General features: G+C 59.2%; 20 protein-coding genes. 5 read left to right on the top strand and 15 right to left on the bottom strand.

Annotation, left to right across the window (positions count from 1 at the left end; genetic code table 11):
* Positions 1–42 precede the first annotated feature (42 nt).
* From AACP62_RS02520 to AACP62_RS02500, 5 genes are all read right to left on the bottom strand, one after another.
* Entirely contained in the window at positions 43–1,326 is a 1,284-nt protein-coding gene (locus AACP62_RS02520; RefSeq protein WP_339346096.1) for a deoxyguanosinetriphosphate triphosphohydrolase, read from the bottom strand.
* An 18-nt stretch (positions 1,327–1,344) separates the two neighbouring features.
* Positions 1,345–1,803 (bottom strand): Ohr family peroxiredoxin, encoded by a 459-nt coding sequence (locus AACP62_RS02515; RefSeq protein ID WP_339346095.1) that lies wholly within the window; start codon positions 1,801–1,803, stop codon positions 1,345–1,347.
* Between the two features lie 70 nt (positions 1,804–1,873).
* Positions 1,874–3,232, bottom strand: coding sequence for an alanine racemase (gene alr, locus AACP62_RS02510; RefSeq protein WP_339346094.1), 1,359 nt, complete (start codon positions 3,230–3,232; stop codon positions 1,874–1,876).
* 42 nt (positions 3,233–3,274) lie between these two features.
* Positions 3,275–3,910 carry an N-acetyltransferase gene (locus tag AACP62_RS02505; RefSeq protein ID WP_339346093.1) on the bottom strand — a complete coding sequence of 212 codons (636 nt, stop codon included), beginning with the start codon at positions 3,908–3,910 and terminating at the stop codon, positions 3,275–3,277.
* A gap of 146 nt (positions 3,911–4,056) precedes the next feature.
* Positions 4,057–5,112 (bottom strand): LacI family DNA-binding transcriptional regulator, encoded by a 1,056-nt coding sequence (locus tag AACP62_RS02500; RefSeq protein WP_339346092.1) that lies wholly within the window; start codon positions 5,110–5,112, stop codon positions 4,057–4,059.
* Between the two features lie 150 nt (positions 5,113–5,262).
* Between AACP62_RS02500 and AACP62_RS02495 the strand changes: the two genes are divergently transcribed.
* The 5 genes from AACP62_RS02495 (at position 5,263) to AACP62_RS02475 (ending at position 10,397) form a co-directional block, all read left to right on the top strand.
* The gene (locus tag AACP62_RS02495; protein ID WP_339346090.1) at positions 5,263–6,546 is read left to right on the top strand and encodes an enolase C-terminal domain-like protein; all 1,284 of its coding nucleotides are present in this window, start codon (positions 5,263–5,265) and stop codon (positions 6,544–6,546) included.
* Positions 6,547–6,627: 81 nt separating this feature from the next.
* Complete coding sequence (locus AACP62_RS02490) at positions 6,628–7,419, top strand: SDR family oxidoreductase (RefSeq protein WP_045924701.1); 792 nt, start codon at positions 6,628–6,630, stop codon at positions 7,417–7,419.
* Between the two features lie 8 nt (positions 7,420–7,427).
* On the top strand, positions 7,428–8,696 hold the full coding sequence (locus AACP62_RS02485; RefSeq protein ID WP_339346085.1) for an MFS transporter: 1,269 nt from the start codon (positions 7,428–7,430) through the stop codon (positions 8,694–8,696).
* A gap of 1 nt (position 8,697) precedes the next feature.
* Complete coding sequence (locus tag AACP62_RS02480) at positions 8,698–9,495, top strand: amidohydrolase family protein (protein ID WP_339346084.1); 798 nt, start codon at positions 8,698–8,700, stop codon at positions 9,493–9,495.
* A 2-nt stretch (positions 9,496–9,497) separates the two neighbouring features.
* Positions 9,498–10,397 (top strand): dihydrodipicolinate synthase family protein, encoded by a 900-nt coding sequence (locus AACP62_RS02475; protein ID WP_339346082.1) that lies wholly within the window; start codon positions 9,498–9,500, stop codon positions 10,395–10,397.
* Between the two features lie 79 nt (positions 10,398–10,476).
* On the opposite strand, the gene AACP62_RS02470 is transcribed toward AACP62_RS02475, so the two are convergent.
* The 10 genes from AACP62_RS02470 to AACP62_RS02425 form a co-directional block, all read right to left on the bottom strand.
* Positions 10,477–10,959 carry an S-ribosylhomocysteine lyase gene (locus AACP62_RS02470; protein ID WP_029678668.1) on the bottom strand — a complete coding sequence of 161 codons (483 nt, stop codon included), beginning with the start codon at positions 10,957–10,959 and terminating at the stop codon, positions 10,477–10,479.
* Positions 10,960–11,037: 78 nt separating this feature from the next.
* Entirely contained in the window at positions 11,038–13,041 is a 2,004-nt protein-coding gene (locus tag AACP62_RS02465) for a RecQ family ATP-dependent DNA helicase (protein WP_339346079.1), read from the bottom strand.
* Between the two features lie 88 nt (positions 13,042–13,129).
* Positions 13,130–14,092, bottom strand: a complete 963-nt coding sequence (locus tag AACP62_RS02460) for a hypothetical protein (RefSeq protein ID WP_339346078.1) — start codon at positions 14,090–14,092, stop codon at positions 13,130–13,132.
* Positions 14,089–14,949: an ATP-binding cassette domain-containing protein gene (locus AACP62_RS02455; RefSeq protein WP_339346077.1), complete on the bottom strand. Its 861-nt coding sequence runs from the start codon at positions 14,947–14,949 to the stop codon at positions 14,089–14,091. Before AACP62_RS02455 ends, AACP62_RS02460 begins: the two co-directional genes overlap by 4 nt.
* Positions 14,946–15,311, bottom strand: a complete 366-nt coding sequence (locus AACP62_RS02450; protein ID WP_339346076.1) for a GntR family transcriptional regulator — start codon at positions 15,309–15,311, stop codon at positions 14,946–14,948. Before AACP62_RS02450 ends, AACP62_RS02455 begins: the two co-directional genes overlap by 4 nt.
* A 246-nt stretch (positions 15,312–15,557) precedes the next feature.
* Entirely contained in the window at positions 15,558–16,406 is an 849-nt protein-coding gene (locus tag AACP62_RS02445) for an ABC transporter ATP-binding protein (RefSeq protein WP_339346074.1), read from the bottom strand.
* Entirely contained in the window at positions 16,393–17,187 is a 795-nt protein-coding gene (locus tag AACP62_RS02440; RefSeq protein ID WP_339346072.1) for an ABC transporter ATP-binding protein, read from the bottom strand. Before AACP62_RS02440 ends, AACP62_RS02445 begins: the two co-directional genes overlap by 14 nt.
* Complete coding sequence (locus AACP62_RS02435; RefSeq protein WP_339346521.1) at positions 17,171–18,145, bottom strand: ABC transporter permease; 975 nt, start codon at positions 18,143–18,145, stop codon at positions 17,171–17,173. Before AACP62_RS02435 ends, AACP62_RS02440 begins: the two co-directional genes overlap by 17 nt.
* Positions 18,146–18,222: 77 nt before the next feature.
* Positions 18,223–19,200, bottom strand: a complete 978-nt coding sequence (locus tag AACP62_RS02430; RefSeq protein WP_339346520.1) for an ABC transporter permease — start codon at positions 19,198–19,200, stop codon at positions 18,223–18,225.
* A gap of 2 nt (positions 19,201–19,202) precedes the next feature.
* Positions 19,203–20,849: an ABC transporter substrate-binding protein gene (locus AACP62_RS02425; protein ID WP_339346071.1), complete on the bottom strand. Its 1,647-nt coding sequence runs from the start codon at positions 20,847–20,849 to the stop codon at positions 19,203–19,205.
* Positions 20,850–20,893: the final 44 nt, after the last annotated feature.

Genomic DNA, 20,893 nt, shown 5'->3' with positions numbered 1-20,893 from the left:
GGTTCAGGGCGATGTGTTGCGCCCGGCATAAATGCCGCAGGCCTAGGGGCAGACCAGGGAATGCAGGGCCAGCGCCGAACCGTCGGTCAGGGAGGCCACCTGGTCGATGGCCACCCTCAGGCGTTCACCATCCGAACCCGCCTGGCGCCAATCCTCCAGGAAGACATCCTCCAGAGCATCCGAGGGGGCTGGCGAGTCGGCCATCATCACCTCAACCAGGTCGGTCACGATTTTCAGCTGCTCTGCGTGGAAGGGCTCCTTCTCACGGGGAGCCATGACGAAGTAGACGGCAATCCCCTTCAAGGCCACAATCTCGTAGGAGGTCCGGGGAGGAATGACCAGTCCCGCCGAGTACCTGGTCAGAGGACCTTGGCCGTGGCGGCTTCGAGTGGCTGCCTCCACGGAGTCGGCAAAGCGGCCTATCAGATAGCTGGTGGTGTTCTTCAACGTAGCCAGGGCGCGGCGTGACCCATCGAAACCCAGCGGCAACATGCCACGGACGGTCTCCAATGCCCGGACCAGCTGGTCAGCATCCCAACGGTCCCCATACCAGGATCGGGCGGCCCGGACCACGCCATCGATGATTCGAGGCTCAGCCAGTCGTTCGGGCACGAATGAGCCGACCACGATGGCATCCTCCACGTCGTGAACGCTGTAGGCGATGTCATCAGCCAGATCCATGACCTGGCACTCCATAGGCGTGCTGGCCCGCGGTGCTCCCTGCTTAAGCCAATGGAAGACCTCCTGGTCATCGGGATAGACGCAGAACTTGGCGGTCCTCTCCCCCTTGGGATGAGCCGAGGCCTCGGCCAGGGTCCAGGGATATTTAACCGCAGCGTCCAGGGCGGCCCTGGTCAGGTTGACCCCTGCTGAGCGTCCGTCCGGGTGGAAGACCTTGGGCTCCAGCCTGGTCAGTAGGCGAAGGGTCTGCGCGTTGCCCTCGAATCCTCCTATGTCGGAGGCCAGCGAGGACAGGGCACGCTCACCGTTGTGGCCGAAGGGCGGATGACCCAGGTCATGGGCCAGGCAGGCGCAGTCCACCACATCGGGGTCGCAGCCCAGCATGGTGCCGATCTGCCGTCCGATCTGGGCCACCTCCAGGGTATGGGTCAGTCGTGTGCGGGCAAAGTCGTCAGTGCCGGCGACAAGAATCTGCGTCTTGGCCCCCAACCGACGCAGCGCCGAAGAATGAACCAGGCGCGCCCGGTCACGTTCGAAGGCAGTCCTGCTACTGGTCTTCGGAGGCTCCGGTGCCCACCGTTCCTGATCATGGGCGGAGTAGCCCTCAGCCAGCAGGCGAGATCCGCCCTCCTCGTCAGTGCCCATCAGGCGCGTCCGCTCCGTTCAGTCGAAATCGTCCACGACCACCACTTCAGTGGGCACATTGCCCGCCGTGGCCTTGGAATATGGGCAGAGCTCCTGAGTGCGTTCCACCAGGCGGGTAGCCAGATCACGATCGACGCCGGGCAGGCAGACCTCGATCAGAGCCTTGATACCGAAGGACTCGCCTTGGTCGCCGAGGGAGATATGGGTACGCACCCTGCTCTGAGCCAGCTTGGTGGCCGGCACGCGCAACTCCTTGCCGGCCAGACCCATGGCTCCCTGGAAGCAGGCACCCCAGCCGATTGCGAAGAGCTGCTCGGGGTTGGTGCCTTGACCCTTGCCCCCCATGGCCTTGGGTGTATCCAGGTCCAGGGAGAGATCAGGCTCATGGCTGTCCGCATGGCCCTCGCGGCCACCGGTGATGTCAGCTACAGCTGTGTATGATATATTGCTTAGTTCATTTCCTGTATATGTAGTCATAACCTCATCTCACCACTTATATTGCGCCTTGACAAGGCCCCAAGCCTAGGTTCTACCTGTGATAGTTGTCTCAAAGAATGGATTCAGGTGCAATCAGGTGCAGGTCGGCGGGGTCGACCACCTCATGCACGCCCACGTAGAGCCGTGGAATCCGACTACTCAGACAAGTGAAAATCTCATAGCTGATGGTGTCGGCGGCCCGGGCCCAGTCATCAGCGGTTGGCTCAGCCTGATCCTCCCCCCGACCTGGCCCGAAGAGAACAACGGTATCGCCTTCGCTGGCTCCCAAGTCGGAAGCCATACCCTTGAGATCAAGAACGCACTGGTCCATGCAGACCCTGCCAGCGACGCGAACCAACTTGGGCCCTTGGCGAGTCATCAGACGGACGGGGCCACCCAGGCGCTCTCGGCCCATGGCGCCCTCGCGGTCGAAGCCTGAGGCAGATCGGTGAATCCCGTCGCCGTAACCCAGGGGCATGATAGCCGTGCTTGTCGGCTTCTCCGTCAGATAAGTGCGTCCGTAGGATATGCCATGACCGGCCGACATATCCTTGACGGTGCCCAGCTGGGCCTGGAGGGTCATTGCCGGACGCAGACCATAATCGGCCGAAGCCCCCATGGAGGGATCGGGCTCGTATCCGTACAGGCCGATGCCAGGACGTGTCAGGTCATAACGTATCCCTGGACGGGTGAGCGTGGCGGCGGTGTTGGCCAGATGCCGGATTGCGGGCTTCATGCCGGCGGCCGTCATCCTGTCAGAAAACTCCTCGAAGAGGGCGATTTGCTCGTCAGTGGACGACACGAACTCGTCAACGTCAGGCATGTCGGCCACTGCCAGGTGGCTGAAAAGACCCACAGGCTCCAACAGGCCCTGAGCAGACAGGCGGGAGAGCTCGCGCAGGGCTTCACCGAAGGTTTCAGGAGTAAAGCCGTTGCGTCCGAAGCCTGTGTCCACCTTGATGTGGACACGGGCAGGCCTACCAACCTGATCTGCTGCCTGAGCCGCCATGTCCATGGTCTTCAATGAACCGACACCCAGGTCGATGTCAGCCCGAATCAGCTGGTCGAAGGGGGCGCGGTCCCCATTGAACATCCAGGACAGAACCCGGCAACGGTCGGATCCGATGCCTGCTCGGCGCAGACGAAGGGCCTCTCGGGACTGGGCCGTACCCAGCCAGGTGGCCCCGCCAGCCAGTGCCGCCAGAGCAGCAGGGATGAGCCCATGGCCGTAAGCATCGGCCTTGACCACACCCATGACTGCAGCACCGGGGTTCGTGGAATGAACCAGCTTAACCAGGGTGGCCATATTGGCCTTCAAGGTCCGCAAGTCCACAATAATCTGCCCAGGATAGGCCCGAAGAGCTTGCTCGTAATGCCCCTGGCCCTCGGGCCCGGAGAACTGCCATGCCGGTGCTGCACTCAATGTCATGGCTCCATTGTGCGACGGCGCTGCGACGGTCTGCCCCCGCTCTCAGACTGTGACCAAGCGCCTGGCCTCCCTTTCGCGCTCAGCCAGGTCAAGGGGACGATCGTGCCGCTGGTAGGCCACCCGCACGTTCTCGATCTCCTTGTTCTCAGGCATGATGATGTTGCCGCAGCGGGTGAAGCCATGAGTCTCGAGGATGTGCTGCATAGCATAGTTCTTTAGTCCCGTATCGGCGCGGATGTTCTCGTACCGGCGCATGCTCCAGTCAAGCAGGTCCCCGGCCGCGTGACGCCCCAGTCCCGAGGCGGCCACCCGATGGATGGTGGTATAGGGCCGGTCATCCAGCCAGCTGCCATCGATGACCCGATAATCAGGTTCCGGATCATGGAAGAGGGCGAAGACACCGATGATGCGCTCGTGGCTGCCCTTATGCTCGTCCAACTCGGGTTCAGGATAGGCGGGATCCTCTGGAATTTGATCCATATCAGCTGCATCGTCAACCAAGAGCATGGTGTGGCCCCCGGCGATGTCCTCGCGGATGCGCTCGGGCAGGGGATACTTGTCCCCCCACTGACGGGGGTTGCCGGTCTCGGCCATCCGCTTTCTGGCGTAGGCGTAGACAGACATGATCGCTTCAAAGTCGTCCATTGTGGCATGACGGATCCAACGTGCAGTTTCCATCGCGTACCTGCTCACTGTGGCTACCTCTTTCTCGACCGGTGCGGCAGGGGCGAGACCCGCCCCCGCGATTGCCGAAGTACGAGTGTATCCATCAGCAGGCAGTCACGAAGTGAGTACGCATTGAGCGAATCGGGGAATAGTTTGGGCTATTCTGCGCTCTCCTGAACCCGGCCTTCCGAGCGCAGACGACGGGCACGAGTCAGGTTGACCACGCTATGCCGGCTGACCAGACGGGTTGGCATGACCACATGTCGCTGGAACTCCTTGCCCTGGCGTGCATCGAGGATCATTCCCACAGCCATCCTGGCCATCAGATCAAAAGGCTGGTCCACCGTGGTAAGGGCGGGCATCAAGTAAGAGGATGGATAGACATTGTCAAATCCGACTACGGACAGGTCCTGCCCGGGCTCCAGCCCACGTTCACGCGCCGCTCTGTAGATATTGACGGCTGTCAAGTCATTGCAGGCCAGAATCGCAGTCGGTCGCTCAGCGCGGTCTAGCAGATCACAGGCGGCTTGGTACCCCCTGTCAGGTAAATAGTCTCCCTGCTGAACCATGCTCGACGGCAGACTGGCACCAATGGCTGCTAATGCTGCTCGGTATCCAGCCAATCTGGCTTGCGCAGATTGTACATTCGCCGGTCCGGCGATAACGCCAATGCACCGGTGCCCGGCATCAAGAAGGCATTTGGCCGCTTGGTATCCTCCGGTCCAATTGTCTAGCGTTATGCTCATGTCCTCATCACTGACCAAATCAACCGGATCGACCGCCACCAGGGGAATGCCCCTTGCTTTGAGCACATTCTTGCCCTCCTGGTCTATGGAGGACATCTGGGTTATCACACCCAGCGGGTTGCGATCAATGATCCCCCTTAGGCACTCCTCGGCACGCCGCTGGTGATCAGTCTGTGTCACCGTCAGAGCCAAACCGGCATCCAAAGCCCACTTTGAGGCATAACGTATCATCTCAATGGTGCCGTTGTTGGCAATATAATCCACAACCAACTCGATAGTTTGGGCGATTTTAGTACTGACAAGGGGATGCGCATAGCCCTGATCAGCCAATGCCTTTTCGACCCTTCGACGGGTTTTTGCCGCCACGCCCGGTCGACCGTTGATCACCTTGGAAACGGTCGAAGCAGAGATGCCGAGCTGCTCGGCTATGGCGCCGACGTGCGGATTGCCGGATTCCTGTCTGGCCATGTGCGTCCTTTCCATTACCAACCAATCGTAACCAACGACGCCACGAAAACGTCCATGTCAGATTTAGAATTTTTACATTTCTAATTTTCAAATTTCCATCTCTACGCCTATACTGAGGTATACGTTCACTAGATTGGCAAAGGAGCCACGATGAGTACTATCACTGCGGTGAAAACGTATGACTTTCGTTTTCCCACTTCTCTGACCCTGTCAGGGTCAGATGCCATGAACAAGGATCCTGACTATTCGGCCGCCTATGTGGAAATACACACCTCGGCTGACGACGGCATCAAAGGTTGTGGTCTGGTCTTCACCATCGGACGAGGCAACGATGTTGTTTGCAGAGCTATAGATTCCATAGGAGAGACTCTGCGTGGCCTGGAGGTTGAACGTCTGCTGGACAGCATGGGCCTGGCCTGGGACCTATTGGTCCATGACTCACAGCTGCGCTGGTTGGGGCCGGAAAAGGGAGTCGAGCACATGGCTATCGGAGCACTGCTGAGTGCTCTATGGGACATGAAAGCCAAAAGGGCTAGAAAACCTCTGTGGTTGCTGCTGGCTGAAATGGATCCTGAGGATCTTGTCAGCACATTGGACTTTAGATACCTATCCGATGCCCTGCGCCCCGAGGAGGCCATAGACATCCTCAAGGATGGGCAATCCGGAAAGAAGGAGCGCATCGAGGACATTCGCCAGCACGGGTACCCCGGTTATTCAACAGCACCGGGCTGGCTTGGCTACAGCGACGAAAAAATGGTGGAGATTGCTAAACGGGAGACTCAGGAAAAGGGCTTTAAGCAAATCAAGCTCAAGGTAGGCCAGAACCTCGATGATGACATACGCCGTCTAGGACTGGCCAGGGATGCCATCGGTCCCGACGTCCGCCTGGCCGTCGACGCCAATCAGGTCTGGGATGTCCCTCAAGCCATTGATTGGATCAACCATTTCCACGACTTTGACCTGGCATGGGTCGAAGAGCCTACCAGCCCCGACGACATCATCGGCCACGCAACCATTGCCAGAGCCATCAATCCCATCCCCGTGGCAACCGGCGAACAAATGCAGAACCGCATCATGTTCAAGCAATTCCTGCAGGCTAATGCCTTTGGCATCATGCAGATCGACGCCACCAGAGTGGCAGGCCCCCAGGAGATAGTTCTGGAATACCTGCTGGCTCGCAAGTTCCACAAGACAGTTTGTCCCCACGCCGGCGGAGTCGGATTATGCGAGATGGTTTGCCACTTCGCCATGTTCGACTATGCAGCCGTCTCCTGCACCACACACGGCCGAATGATCGAATACGTGGACAACCAGCACGAATATTTCGTGAACCCCGTGCGTATCAGCCAAGGCATGTATCAGGCACCGACCGCCCCCGGCAATGGAGCCGAAATGACCGTGGAAACCGCACAGCGCTACCTCCACCAGGAGTGAGAACGGCCCACCTCAATCAAAATCCGGTCCAATCACTGGACCTCTAACAAATCATCCATCCATATAGACAAAGGAGTTCTCATGGATTTGCATCTCAAGAACAAGGTATTCATCATCACCGGTGGCTTCAAGGGCATCGGCAGGGGCATAACCCTACAACTGGCCCAGGAGGGCGCCATAACCGCAGTCATAGACCGTGACGAGTCAGCCAGGGACCAGTTCTGCAAAGACATCGAGGCCTATACCGATACCTACCGGACCTTCATTTTGGATCTGAATGACACCGACGGCATAGCCCCCATTGTGGAGCAGGTACACAAGGAATTCGGCCATATCGATGGCATAGTCAACAACGCTGGAGTCAACGACAACAAAGCTTTGGAAACCACTGACTGGCGGGAGTTCGAGCGTTCCGTACACGGCAATCTCACCCACTACTACGAGCTCATGCATGCCTCTTGTGCCTACCTCAAGGAAAGCCACGGATCCGTCATCAACATCACCTCCAAAACCGCCGTGACCGGTCAGGGCAAGACCAGCGCCTACGCGGCAGCCAAGGGCGGAGTTCTGGGCCTGACCAGAGAATGGGCTGCGGCCTTGGTGCACGATGACGTACGAGTGAACGCCATCGTGGTCTCGGAATGCTGGACCCCGCTCTATGCCGACTGGATCAAGACCTTTGGCGATGAAAAGGCCCAGCAGGCCCGTCTCTCAGTCATCACAGACAAGATTCCTCTGGAACATCGCATGACCACACCCGAGGAGATCGGGAACACCGCCACCTTCCTGCTCTCTGATCGCGCATCACACACCACCGGCCAATGGGTGTTCGTCGATGGCGGATACGTCCACCTGGACCGGGCACTGAATTGAGCTCTGCCATGGAAAATACAAATACACGAAACAAGGGCGGGTCCAAGGCCACTGTCGCCATAACCCTGGTCATCGGACTCTTCTTCATCTGGGGGTTGACCATGAACCTGGTCAACGCCCTCAACAGTCCGTTCAGCAACTATATGGAGTTGAACAGCACCCAGGCATCACTGCTACAGGTGGCCTACTACGGAGCCTACTTCGTCATGGCCATCCCAGCCGGAATCATCTCCAAGCGCTTCGGCTACAAGGGCGGGGTCATCTCCGGACTGATACTGTTCGCAGTCGGAGCATTCATCGTGGTGCCGGCCACAAATATGGCCAGCTACGGACTCTTCCTGTTCGCCATGTTCGTGGTAGCGCTGGGAGCCTCATCTCTGGAGACCAACTGCAACCCCTACGTCACTAAGCTGGGCGATGAAAAAGGCGAATCCTTCAGACTCAATCTGGCACAGAGCTTCAACGGCGTCGGCAACGTGGTGGGGCCTCTGATTTTGGGCAGAGTGCTATCCAAAACCCTGACCCCAAAAGAGCCAGGCTTTGAGCAAGCCAAGGTCAAGTTCCTTTCTGATACCAGGATGATCTATATCGTCATCGGCATCGTTCTGCTACTGGTATTGGCTGTCTTCATCGTCTTCAAACTGCCAACACCTCCTGGCGATGACGATCAGGAAGGGAAAACTGGCACTGGTTCGGGCACTTCAAGCCTGCTGAAACGCCCTTACTTCGTATTGGGCGTGATAGCCGAGTTCATCTTTATCGGCTTGCAGGTGGCAGGCATGGCCATGTTCTCCGCTTATGCCCTCAAACACTGGGGCGCCGGCATCACCGCTGGTCTGGCTGCCACATTGTTGGCATTGCTGTCGCTGCTGTTCACCCTTGGCCGGTTCCTGACCACTCCGTTGATGACCAAATTCGATGCCGGCAAGATACTGGGCGTCTACATGTGCATCACAGCCGTGCTGATGGTTCTGGTATTCCTGGGTCTGGGACGATTCTCGGTCATCTGCTTCCTGATTGCCTATCTGTTCATATCAATCGGCTACCCCACGATCTTCTCGCTGACGCTCAAAGGCATCAGGGGCAACGATGCCAAGACCGGCTCTTCGGCACTGGTTATGAGCATCGTCGGAGCGGCCCTGATACCACTGCTGCTGGGTGCCATCCAGGATGCCATGGGCATCGAAATCGCCATGCTGGTGACCGTGCCCGGGTTCCTCTACATCGCCTGGTATGCCTTCCGCGGGTGCCGCATAGGTCTTAAGCAGGGAGCCTGACATGACACGACAACTACAGGTCATCGATGCTCACTTCCATATGTGGGATCTTGAACGGCAGCATCTGCCATGGCTGGACGGAATGCCCTCACTGAATCGGAGCTTTTCCCTTCATGATCTGGAAAGCGAGTACGAGCAGCTGGGAGTGGAATTTCTGGGCGGAGTCTATGTGGAAGTAGACTCGGACGACCCCCTATTAGAGGACCGCTTGGTCTATGAGAACAATGACCCCAAAATTCTTGCCCGAATGCTCCGCGTCCAGGTAGGACCCTATATGAGGGTGCCCATCAATGCTACGGGCATCAGAGAGCCACTGCATACTGACTCAGCCCCTCGCGGCCGTTGCATGGAACCCTCCTTCACCGCTGGGCTCCGCGCCATGGCTGATAAGGGCCTGCCCTTTGAGCTATGCAACAGGGGGACAGAACTGCCGGACATGGCTCAGGCTTTCTCTCAGGTTCCTTCCCTGACTGTCATAATGGACCATCTTGGCAATATGCCCGACTTGTCGCCGACCTCCAGAAAGGCCATAGAGGCCATGGCGGCCTTGCCGCGCTGTTATATCAAGGTGTCAGGCGACTTGCCGGTCGATCGCGACATCGTCGCCTTCGTCAGGGACACATTCCCCCCGGACAGGATTCTCTATGCCTCCAACTGGCCGGTCGTCACCGTGCACTCCTCACTCCAGGAACACTGGCAACTGATGTTGGATACTTTTGGCCCTGATGAGGACTTCTTCAAGCAGAATGCCATGAGGGCCTATGGGATCAATGCCGATATGCTTACTGTGGAAGGGTGAACATGAGCACATCATCAGCCAAATTCGAGGGAATATTCTGTCCGTCGATTACCATCAGCGACGATCAAGGAGTCATCGACACCGATCTGTGGGGACAACATCTGGACCATCTGATCCAGGCTGGCATTAATGGGGTGCTCCTATTCGGAAGCATCGGCGAGTTCTATGCCTATGATATCCAAGAGAAGCGCTCAGCCCTGCAATTCGCCGTCGACCATATACGGGGGCGCATGAAGGTATTCGTCGGAGTGGGCGACACTGACATGGACCGGGTCATGGATCTGACCAAGTTTGCTGGACAAATCGGCGCCGATGCCGTGGTGGCTGTCAGCCCCTATTATTTCGGCCCTTCGGAACCGACCGCTTATCGATATTTCACCAGCATCGCCCACGCCTCGGCTGTACCGGTTATTCTCTACAACTTCCCTGCTCGTACAGGTAACGACTGCTCCCCGGAGTTGGTCGCAAGACTGGCCCAGGAATGTCCAAACATCGTTGGCATCAAAGACACCGTGGACACAATCAGTCACACACGCCGAGTTGTATCGGCAGTCAGACGTGTCAGCCCCGAGTTCTCGGTGTTTTCCGGATTCGACGAATACTATATGGTCAATCGCATCTGCGGAGGCAACGGTGTTTTGTCGGGTCTGACCAACGTGGAGCCGGAAACCTTCGTGGCCATGCATCAAGCCTATCAAAAGGGCGATTACCGGACTGCGCTAGACAAGGCCCGACGCATCAACCACCTGATGGCGATTTACGACACTGCGGATTTGTTCGTGTCGGCCATCAAGGGAGCTGTGCGACTGCAGGGTCTTCCCATCAGCACACGAATCCGCGAACCGGCTATGCAGATCGATACCGATCAGATGAAACAGATCGAAAACATATTGCGTAGTTGAGCTTTCGCCTGTTGCATCGAGTTGGGCCTGAGGAAAGGAACCCACCCTTCCCCAGGCCCAGTTGCTTGTCTGTCAGCGATCAGACCAGCTTGCGCTCGTAAGGATCGGAGCTGATACCAGCTGCTACGATGTCGCGGCTCCACTGCTTGGCCGAGAAGAGCGAATGGTCACGGTAGTTGCCGCAGGAAGTGATCTCGGTGCCGGGCACATCATCCCAGGTGGCCTTTTCGGCGATGAATTCCAGCGACTCCTTCAGAGCCTTGGCCACATCTTCGGTCGAATGACGACCCCAGGCCAGCAGGTGGAAACCCGTCCGGCAGCCGAAAGGCGAGCAATCAATATAGCCGGGAATGCGCTCGCGCAGGAGCACGGCGATAGTGTGCTCAATGGTATGCAGCCCGGCAGTCGGAATGGCATTCTGGTTGGGCTGAACCAGGCGCAGATCATAGTTGGAGATGATGTCTCCCTGGGGGCCCTTCTCCTCGTCGATCAGACGAACGTAGGGCGCCTTGACCTTGGTGTGATCCAGCTGGAAGCTCTCCACAATAGGTTTGTCAGCCATTGTTATTTCCTTTCCTGTCGGGCGCCCGGTATGAAAGGCAACCTTGATGAAGTCATGTATATCTCATGGTAGGCCGACCTACCTATCAGATCCGGCGGCACCCATGACCACATTCACTGCTTTTCTGGCCGAGAACTCTGAGATGACCCCCATGAACTGGGGTCCATACTGCTCCAGCTTGTGCTGCCCCACTCCGTTGACAGCCAGGAAGGTCGCATCATCGACGGGCCGAAGGCGACACATATCGCGCAGCGCCTTGTCGGAGAAGACGATATAGGGAGGCTTGCCGATCTCGCGGGCTATGCTGGTCCGCAGGTCGCGCAGCTTCTGGAAAAGTTCCTCGTCCTCTGGGCTGGCATCGCTTGCACCGGCCTGCTCGAGACCGTCATCGCCGAGTGTCGAAGAAGTCCCGCCACCAAAGACCTTGCCTGGAGCACTCGGGCGTTCCGTCCGTTTGATCTCATAATGAAAGTCCGGACTGACCGTCTGCGCGGCCTTTGGTCCGAAGTGGACCATGGGCAGCCGTCCTTCGGTGATGTACAGATACCCGTCCGAAGCCATCTGGTTGAGCACGTCGCGGATTCGTGCCTCTGGAACCTGGGCCAGGACGCCATAGCTGGGGCACCGATCCAGCCCGCGCCGAAGAAGGTCCTGCGAGCGCGAGCCACGGAGGATCTGGGCGATCTTGCCGGAACCGAACCCCTGATGCACGTCATGTACGCATCTGCTGATGGCACGGGCCACATCGCTGACATCGATGGTCGTGAAGGTGCTCAAACAGTTGGAGCAGTTCTGGCAGCCGCCGCTGCCCGTCTCGGGACGCCCTGCTGGTACGGATTTGCCCTTATCGGCCTCGGCAGGGGAAAGACCTGCAGCAGCCTGGTCCACCTCTTCGCCGAAGTACCGCAGCATGTACCGGTGAAGGCAGCCAGTGGTTCGACAATAGCCGATCATGACATTGAGCAAACGCCGGTGTTCGGCCCTGACGGCTTCAGCCTGCTCACCAGTCAGTCTGTCGTTGCCGTTGTCCATGTCCAGCAGGCGCCTGCGGGTGACGATGTCGCTCTCGTTCCACAGCAGGGAGCAACGAGCCGGCTCGCCGTCGCGTCCTGCCCTGCCGGCCTCCTGGTAGTAGGCCTCGATGCTCTCAGGCATGTTGTGATGGATGACATAGCGCACATTGGACTTGTCGATGCCCATACCGAAGGCATTGGTGGCCACGACCACCTGCACCTTGTCGTTGACGAAGTCCCGTTGCGCCTGTTCCCTGTCCTGGGCATCCATGCCAGCGTGGTAGCTGACAGCGCCGACACCGGCCTTGGTCAGATCATCCGCCAGGGCTTCGGTCTCCTTGCGGGTGGCGCAGTAAACGATGCCTGAGTCATCGCCATGCTTCAGGGCATACTGGACCACCCAGCGATTCTTGTATTTGCTCTCCAGCTTGATCACGTCGAAGAAAAGGTTGGGCCTGTCGAATCCCGTCACCGCGACGTAAGGGTCGTCCAAGCCCAGCATGTATACGATGTCGCGCCGGACCTTCTCGGTCGCCGTAGCGGTGAAGGCTGCCACCGTGGGCCGGTTAGGCAGGGATCTTATGAAGTCGCCGATGCCCAAGTAGGCAGGGCGGAAGTCCTGACCCCACTGGGATACGCAGTGGGCTTCATCCACAGCCAGCAAGGAGATCCTCGTATGCTGGGCGAATTCTCTGAATCTAGGGGCATCCAGCCGCTCGGGAGCCACATAGAGGATCTTGCTACGTCCCTGGGCGGCCTGAGCCAGGGCCAGGGACTGCTCATCCATATCCTGGGTCGAATTGACGAACCCGGCCTGAATGCCGGCATCCTCCAACCCGTCCACCTGGTCCTTCATCAGGGAGACCAAGGGGGAGATGACGATGGTCAGACCGTCCAGAAGAGTGGCAGGAATCTGATAGCAGATGGACTTGCCGGCCCCAGTCGGCATAACACCCAGGCAGTCCCGCCCGTTCAGGATGGCCTTGACCAGATCCTCCTGACCCGGGCGAAAGGACTCATATCCGAAATACTGCTTCAGCGCCTGCCCTGCATCCTGGATGTCCACCATGATTCCCCAGTCTATTGCCCCGGCAGGAGTCAAGCAGTGGGCGAACGACCATGTGGTCAATCGTCGCCGGGATGCAACCATCCTGCCACTAATTCAGAATGCTGAACCCTTGGATGGCCGGGAGCTGCCGACGACTGGTGAGCCAGTAGCTGAACAGAATGCATATGGCGGAGAAGACCAGGGTGAAAACCACCTGGGGCCAGAGCACATACACGGTGAAGTATCCCCATAGGTCAGTATTCATGAAGGGACTCAAGGTCTTGTACATCCAATGGCCGCGCGCCAGGTTGATCATCTGAACCGCCGTCTGCGGCCATCCCCAGAAATTCCAGCCGGAAATCGAATGCCAGAAACCAACACAGATCAACAGCCCTACCAGCAGCAGGCATCCGCCTTTTAAATCAAGACGGGCAGCGAGGTCACCCAGCACCTGGCCCAGCAGAACGAAGACCACCTGCACCATAAAGATATGCAGCGCCAGAGCCAGCCAACGGGACGGCTGCTGGACATACGAATGGTTAAAGCATGACACGCTCCAGGGATCAAAAGTCAGCCTCCAAGGCGAACAGCCCTGTTCGAGAAATCTTTGGTAACTTTCCGTAAAAGGCATCCATCCGATTTGGCCTAGGCTGCTGATAATCGCGATCACGATCATGAAAGTGGTTGTCGCCAGGGCCATGACCACATTGGAGATGATCTGGGTCCATGCGATTGTAGAACGGGTCACAGCGTTGGAGATCAGGGGCCGGAAAGTCGTCAGTGAGCAGACAAAGGCGGTGGCCATGAGTACCATCTCGGTGAACAGACCGGTGAATCCAGAGCTCAAGGGGATAAACCCCATGACTCCCAGAGCGAGGACGAGAGCCCAAATCAAAAAGACGATCAGCCTCGGCATCACCTGTACGCGCAGGGCCATCCGGGTCTGCACCGCAGGCGACAGGAAACGCTTGATTCGAGCCCAGCCTTCAGCAGGTCCAGCACCTAGGTCGGGGCTGTCTGACCCCGGCTTGGTCTTCGTCCCTACCGACTCTGCAACTTGCGTGTTACTCATTGTGCCGCACCTTCCGTAATCTGGACGAAGTAGGTCTGCAAATCCATGGGGGCGACAATAAGCCCCTTGGGCTGCTCGTCGGGCACCGGACCCTCGAAGCTGACGCGCAGCAGGTCGCCGATGCGCTGCCTGCCCAGCAGCTTCGGATCGCCCTGTGCAAGGTAGCCCTCCACGTCGCGCGGACGGCCGGTGACAGTGGTCCCCAGGGCTGACAGATCATCCACGCTGAAAGATCGCAGGACCTGCCCCTGGTCGATGATCGTGGCGCGGGAGATGAGCTGGCTGACCTCGTTGAGGATATGGGTGGCGATGATCATGGTCGGTCCGCGACGCTGATAGGCCTCCAGAAGAAAGGAGTAGATCCTCTCCCTGGCCGCCGCATCCATTCCTGTCGTCGGTTCATCCAGAATGAGGTATTCCACAGGCAGGCAGAGTCCGATGACATCCTTTACCACCTGACGTTGCCCCATGGAAAGGGAGGCAAAGGTGTCAGTGGGCCTCAACGCGAAGCTCTTAAGAATACCCTCAGCCAAGTCCCAGTCGAAACCGCCGTAAAACCCCTCGGCCATGGCAAATGCTTGTCTAATGTGCCGTCGGGATGGATAGGGCCAGGTTTCGTTGACCAAGGCCACGCGGCGAGCGATTCTTGAGTCGTTGACCAGATCGCTTCCATCCAGATGGATCAGCCCCTGGTCAGGAAGTGCCCTGCCCGTCATCAGATTGCACAGGGTGGACTTGCCGGCCCCGTTCCGCCCGAAGAGTCCGTATATATTGCCGGGCTCAAAGCAGAGTGAGATCTCATCCAGGGCCTTCAGCTTTCCGTACGATTTGTCCACCTTGGAAACTGTCAGACTCATTGGTAGACCCTTTCTATGATGGCGTCCAGGTCCTCACGGGATACGTCCAGAGCCTTGGCTTCTTCGACCAGATCCTGGAACCTTCCGTTCAGGAGTTCCCTCCTGCGACGCTCACGAACACTCCGGCCCGCACCGGCAGTGACAAACATGCCCAGTCCCCGCCGTTTCTCCAGAAGGCCCCGGTCGACCAGTAGGTTCATCCCCTTGAGAACGGTGGCCGGGTTGATCTGGTAGGCGGTGGAGATTTCCGTGGTGCTGGGAATCCTTTCACCGTCGGCGACCAGACCCTCGGCTATGGCTTCGGCCAACCGGTCTGCCACCTTCACAAAAACGGGCCGACTATCCGGTATTTCGATCGCCATCGTTTGACCGCCTTGTCTGCCTTGATTCGGAGCGTCGAATTAGGACCCTTTATAACTGTTTATTACTTAGTTACTTGAGTAACTAACCAACAGTCTACGACTCCCTATCACAACCGTCAAATCGGATGCAGTCGTAATCCGCCCGATTGCTCTGCGCATGTGCTCCCGCCGCCCACCTTCATCCCGGCCAGGACGGGCATGTCCTCATGTAATTCCGCTTGCCGGAATGCCGGATGAATCCGGTACCTACAGGGTCGCAGCTGGCAGTAACTGCCTGGTATAGAACTGCTTGGGATGATTGAGAATGGCGTTCACCGGCCCCTCCTCCACCACCTTGCCCCGGACGAGCACCATGACCCTGTCTGCGATGTGCTGGACAACGCCCAGATCATGGGAGATGATGATCATGGACATGCCATTCGACGGATCGGCCTGCTGCCTGGACTGTGCCATGATGGATTGAAGTGTATGGAGAATCCCTACGCGCGCCGAGACGTCGACGGCGCTCATAGGCTCATCAGCCAAGAGTATCCGGGGCTTGACAATCAAAGCCCGGGCTATGGCCGCCCGCTGGGCCTGGCCTCCGGACAGATCCGAGGGATAGGCCGTCATAAGCCTGTCGGGGTCAAGCTGAACCGCTGACAAGACTTTGGCCACCTGATCGGCAAGACCCGTCCCGTCCTGACGACGATGCCATAGGTGCCCGCTCCCCCTGCGTCTGGCAGCCAGAAGAGGCTCAGCGACTGACCGGCCAATGGTCCACCGGGGATCCAGGGAGGCAAAGGGATTCTGAAAGACCAGAGCAGAGTCCCGGGCAAGCGCCTTGGCGGCCTGGGAACCATGCAGAACTGGTCTGCCCTCGTATGCCACCTGTCCGGCATCAGGCCTCAACTGGCCAAGGAGCAGACGGGAAAGCGTGGTCTTCCCTGAACCAGACTCCCCTATGATTGCCAGGCACTCCCCCGGCAGGAGTGAGACATCGATTCCGTCAACCGCGGCCTTTCGAGCCATGCCGCTGCCCGTGGAGGCATAGACCTTGGTCAGGCCCTTTCCGGTCAGGATCGGATCGGCAGGTGCATCGTCAGTCAGCCTCATGCTTGCCTCCATCTGCGCTCAGCGTCAACTCTCTGGCAGCTCTCACCAGAGTCCTGCCCTGTGGACTGGATGGGTCGCGCAGAATGCTCTGCGTCTGCCCGCTTTCCACCAATCGGCCCGCGTCGAGGATGTAGCAGTAATCAGCAACCCGGGCCAGGACGGAGAAGTCATGGGTGATGAACAGGAGGGAGGCCCCGCTCTGGTCGACCAGGGAGACCAGTAGGTCAACAATCTGCCGCTGGGTGATGGCATCCAGGGCTGTGGTGGGCTCGTCTGCCAGTATCAGTCTGGGCTTGGTGACGAGGGCCGTGGCTATAGCCGCCCGCTGCTGCTGACCCCCTGACAGCTCATGCGGATAGGAGCCAGCCAGATCCGCATCCAACCCGACCTGTTGCAATATCTCCATGACCCGTCTGCGCCTTTCCTGGGCGCTCAGGCGATAGTGGCGGCGAAGAGGGAGCTCCACCTGGTCGTAAATCTTCTTTACCGGGTTCAGGGCTGTAGAAGGATTCTGAAAGACCATGCCCATCCGGGCACCGCGCAAGTCTGCCAGGGACCGGTCATCGGAACCGAGAATCTGGAGCCCGTCCACCAGAATGGATCCCGACAGGGAGGCCGTCAGTGGTGCGGTGCCAAGAACGCTGCGGGCAATCATCGACTTTCCTGAGCCTGAGGAGCCGATCAGGCCGACCCGTTGTCCATCCGCCACCCTGAGGTTCACCCTGTCAAGAATGGTGCGTCCATTGATGGATAGGCTCAGACCGTCAATATTCAGCGACATCATTGCCTCCCTCGCCTGCGTAAATCGCATTCTCGACAAGATGATCGGAATCATCTAATTGCGCAGAAACTGCCTGAGGCGCAGGTTGAAGAGCAGACCGTCCGACGGCAGCCACGGCGGCCCTGAGCCTGGAGTTGGTGACCGGATCGATGGCATCACGCAGGGCATCACCGAACAGGTTCAGTGCCACCACCACCATGGTGACCACCAGGCCAGGCCAGAGCACGGTCAGCGGAAAAACGTTGATGAACTTGACCGAGGCGGTCAGCGAGTGCCCCCAGGAGGGCAGACCGGAGGGAACGCCCACCCCCAGGTAGGTCAACCCTGCTTCAGCCAGAACGGAGGTCCCCGCCGACATGGAAAGCTGCACGCACAGGACCGGAATGACATTGGGCACCAGATGGGTGCAGAAGATTCTGAAGGACCCGACTCCGCTGTGCCGGGCGGATTGCACATAGTCCGACTCTGCCGCCAGGAGCGCCTGGGGCCTTACAATTCGGGCCAGGTTGAGTCCGTAGCCGAATCCGCAGGCCACGACAACCACGGCGATGCTGGGCCCCAGGGGAACGGCCAGAATCAGAGCCAACAACACTGTAGGCAGGGAGATCAGGGCATCGACCAGGACTACGACCGTCTGCGATACTCCAGAGCGGTGCGAAACCATGGCCATGACCAGAAGAAGTCCCAGTACGCCTGATAGGATGACAGCCAGAAAGCTGATGGCCAGGTTGGTTGCCGACCCCGCCATCAGCCAGGAGAGGATGTCTGCTCCAGTGCCGTCCGTACCCAACAGGTGGTCACGGCTGGGGGCCCGCCAGATCCGGTACCCGTCGGTGGTCCAGATAGGCACCGGGGTCCAGAACCTGGAGACCAGGGAGACCAGGATCCATACGGCCAGAACAATCAACGAGTATCGACCCGAGGCCTTGCGCCACATGCTGGCCAGCACCACCCGCATCCGTCCGAAGAATCCCAGTCGGCCCGGGAATGCGGCCTTCGATCCCAAGCGGGGCCTGTCTGCGTGTTCACAGCTCATCAGTCAGCCACCTCCTGCCTGGCCGCACCTCGAAAACGCGGATCGATCAGCCTATGGGTAACGTCCACCAGGAGTCCCAGAAAGAGGAAGAAGGCCGCCAGAAGAAGCAGCTCGGACTGAACAGCCGGAAGATCCCGGTTGCCCACATCGGTGATCAGCATGGAGCCCAGGCCCGGTAGGGCGAACAGGTTCTCGCTGACCATGACACCCGTAATCATCTCAGCCATGGTCAGCCCTACCACCGAGACCAGCTGGGGGGAGGCCAGCCGCAGGCCGATGCGTAGGACGGCCTGGGTTCGGGTCATCCCGCAGGCCATGCCCATGTCCACATACCCCGAAGAGAGCATATCGGTCAGGAGGGAGCGGGTGTACCGCATGATGCCGGCGCCCACGATGATGCCGGTGGACAGAGCAGGCAGGGTCAAGGACGACAGAGCCTGCCCCGGCTGAGCCCAGCCGAGAGCAGGAAAGCCCTGGGAGGGCAACAGGCCGATCAGACCGCTCCCCTTGGCGAAGAGCATAATCAGAAGCAGTCCTGACCAGAGAGCCGGTACGGATCCACCCACGATGGCGGCCATGTGGCTGAAGGACTGCATTCGCGGCGAGCGCGCCAGAGCGGCGGCGCAGCCTAGGGGGATGCCCAGCAGCAGGGCCACGCCCAGTCCCAAAAGAATGAGCGGAAAAGTAATCTGGGCCCGTATGCCCACCTGGGAGGCGATGGAACGGTTGGTCAGAATGGACCTGCCCAGGTCCCCTTTCAGAAAGTCGCTGATCCAATCCAGATACTGCCGAGGATAGGAGCGGTCCAGGCCCATCTGCCGACGCAGCCGGTCGACACGTTCAGGTGGGGCATCCAGCCCGGCCATGACAGCCGCCACATCCCCGGGCAGGATGCGCAGTGCCAGGAAGATCAGCAGGGAGATGCCCATCAGTGCTAAGAGGAACAGCACCAGGCGCCGCATCAGGAATCTGGCCATGGTCATGCCCGCCTATAAATCACGTCGGACAAGGGCATGAGAGACTGGTTCAAATCGACTGGGAAGCCCTCCAACCCCGTCCGCCAGGCCGTGGTCACCCGGTAATTGAAGAGCCAGTCCGCCGCCGCGTCGTTGCTGACGACCCGGGCGGCCTGGGCCAGGAGCCTGTCGGAGTCATCGGCGGAGGTCGTGGCCATGGCCTTCTGGTAGAGCTCCTGGACCTGATGATTGTCATAGTTGTAGTAGTAGCCGGGGTTGGCCCACTGATGGAAGTCGTGGCTCTCGCCATGATCCACCAGAGACAGGTCGTAATCCTTGTTGGCATGCACGTCCTGCAGCCAGACCGAGAATTCCACCACCCGCACGTCCAGGTCGATGCCCACCTGGCGCAGCTGCGAGCGCAGCTGATCGCCCAACTCGCTGCCGTAGGTGTTTGCGTAAGTCAGCCGCAGCTTCAGCCGGTGGTCGGGACCATACCCGGCCTGGGCCAGAAGCCGCCGTGCCTGCTCCGGATCATGGGGGTAGAGCCCGGTCAAATCCTGATAGCCGGGATCCAGCGAGGGTATGGGGCCACCCAAAGCACCGTCCGATCCGCCCCGGGAGGCAATCAGCTGCCGATGGTCGATGGCATAGCGGATGGCCTGCCGCACCCGCAGGTCGGATGTAGCAACACCCTTGCCGTTCATGGCCAGGACGTACTTGTCGGTGTCGTCGCCTGCTTTGACCTGGAAGTCGGGGTTGTTGCGGAAGGGACTGGCCAGGTTCTCAGTGACCGGAGCCAGCACCTGCACATCCCCACTGCGCAGGGCGTTGATGGCAGCGTTATCGTCATTGAGGTAACGGATGATGATGGTTTGTGTCTTAGGCTTATCGCTGCCCCAGTAGTGCGGATCGGCCTTGAGGGTGACTGAGTCGTTTGGGCGGAAGCTGTCCAGCAGATACGGTCCGGATCCCACGGCCTGGGTCTTCATGTCGTAATGGGCCCGTCGGTCAAAGACCAGGCCAGCCCGGCCGCTCAGCTGCCAGAGCAGGTCCTGGTAGGGCCTTGACAGCGTCAGACGCACCGTCAGCGGATCCGAAGCCTGAACGCCCTGGAAGCCCTCCAGCATCTCGCTGCCCTGATAGTGGCCTGCCATGAGCCCGCGAATGGAGTCGACCACGTCCTGGGCCCGTAGAGCATGACCATTTGAGAAGCGGATGCCCTCATGCAGGTGGAAGGTGTAGACCAGACCGTCCTCGGAGACATTCCAGGTCCTGGCCAGGCCCGGACGCACCCGGTTCCGGGAATCCCGTGACACCAGACCCTGATAGACGTTGCCGATCAGGAGCTGATCAAGCGCTGTGCCCGACTGGTTGCGGATGTCCAGATTGGTGGGAGCCAGCTTGAGTCCCACCGTGACCGTGTCCGCCACGGTTCCGCCCTCGGCCTGGCCAGCGACTCCACGATGCCCAGTCCACAGGGAGAATGCCAAGGCCAGGGCCAGCAGGAGACTGAGCAGCTTCCAGGGCAGGGTGTTGCCGCCCGACCTCATGGGCCTGATCCTGACGTTGAGTTCGGGGTCAGTGCTGGGGCCTGACTCCTGGGCCGCGTCTGTATCTGTTGCGGTCACGCTGCCGTGGGCATGCGTGCCGTGTCGATCTGCATTCATTGACGAATCCTTATGCTGCGGTTGACCGCCATTCTGGTCGATCA

The sequence above is a fragment of the Bifidobacterium apis genome (assembly GCF_036986835.1).
Lineage (GTDB): Bacteria > Actinomycetota > Actinomycetes > Actinomycetales > Bifidobacteriaceae > Bombiscardovia > Bombiscardovia apis_A.
This window is presented reverse-complemented; position numbering and strand designations above follow the sequence as displayed.

Coding starts and splice junctions, on each gene's coding strand:
- AACP62_RS02520 (WP_339346096.1), bottom strand. CDS start 1,326: ATGGGCACTGACGAGGAGGGCGGATCTCGCCTGCTGGCTGAGGGCTAC.
- AACP62_RS02515 (WP_339346095.1), bottom strand. CDS start 1,803: ATGACTACATATACAGGAAATGAACTAAGCAATATATCATACACAGCT.
- alr (WP_339346094.1), bottom strand. CDS start 3,232: ATGACATTGAGTGCAGCACCGGCATGGCAGTTCTCCGGGCCCGAGGGC.
- AACP62_RS02505 (WP_339346093.1), bottom strand. CDS start 3,910: ATGGAAACTGCACGTTGGATCCGTCATGCCACAATGGACGACTTTGAA.
- AACP62_RS02500 (WP_339346092.1), bottom strand. CDS start 5,112: ATGGCCAGACAGGAATCCGGCAATCCGCACGTCGGCGCCATAGCCGAG.
- AACP62_RS02495 (WP_339346090.1), top strand. CDS start 5,263: ATGAGTACTATCACTGCGGTGAAAACGTATGACTTTCGTTTTCCCACT.
- AACP62_RS02490 (WP_045924701.1), top strand. CDS start 6,628: ATGGATTTGCATCTCAAGAACAAGGTATTCATCATCACCGGTGGCTTC.
- AACP62_RS02485 (WP_339346085.1), top strand. CDS start 7,428: ATGGAAAATACAAATACACGAAACAAGGGCGGGTCCAAGGCCACTGTC.
- AACP62_RS02480 (WP_339346084.1), top strand. CDS start 8,698: ATGACACGACAACTACAGGTCATCGATGCTCACTTCCATATGTGGGAT.
- AACP62_RS02475 (WP_339346082.1), top strand. CDS start 9,498: ATGAGCACATCATCAGCCAAATTCGAGGGAATATTCTGTCCGTCGATT.
- AACP62_RS02470 (WP_029678668.1), bottom strand. CDS start 10,959: ATGGCTGACAAACCTATTGTGGAGAGCTTCCAGCTGGATCACACCAAG.
- AACP62_RS02465 (WP_339346079.1), bottom strand. CDS start 13,041: ATGGTGGACATCCAGGATGCAGGGCAGGCGCTGAAGCAGTATTTCGGA.
- AACP62_RS02460 (WP_339346078.1), bottom strand. CDS start 14,092: ATGAGTAACACGCAAGTTGCAGAGTCGGTAGGGACGAAGACCAAGCCG.
- AACP62_RS02455 (WP_339346077.1), bottom strand. CDS start 14,949: ATGAGTCTGACAGTTTCCAAGGTGGACAAATCGTACGGAAAGCTGAAG.
- AACP62_RS02450 (WP_339346076.1), bottom strand. CDS start 15,311: ATGGCGATCGAAATACCGGATAGTCGGCCCGTTTTTGTGAAGGTGGCA.
- AACP62_RS02445 (WP_339346074.1), bottom strand. CDS start 16,406: ATGAGGCTGACTGACGATGCACCTGCCGATCCGATCCTGACCGGAAAG.
- AACP62_RS02440 (WP_339346072.1), bottom strand. CDS start 17,187: ATGTCGCTGAATATTGACGGTCTGAGCCTATCCATCAATGGACGCACC.
- AACP62_RS02435 (WP_339346521.1), bottom strand. CDS start 18,145: ATGCGGGTGGTGCTGGCCAGCATGTGGCGCAAGGCCTCGGGTCGATAC.
- AACP62_RS02430 (WP_339346520.1), bottom strand. CDS start 19,200: ATGGCCAGATTCCTGATGCGGCGCCTGGTGCTGTTCCTCTTAGCACTG.
- AACP62_RS02425 (WP_339346071.1), bottom strand. CDS start 20,849: ATGAATGCAGATCGACACGGCACGCATGCCCACGGCAGCGTGACCGCA.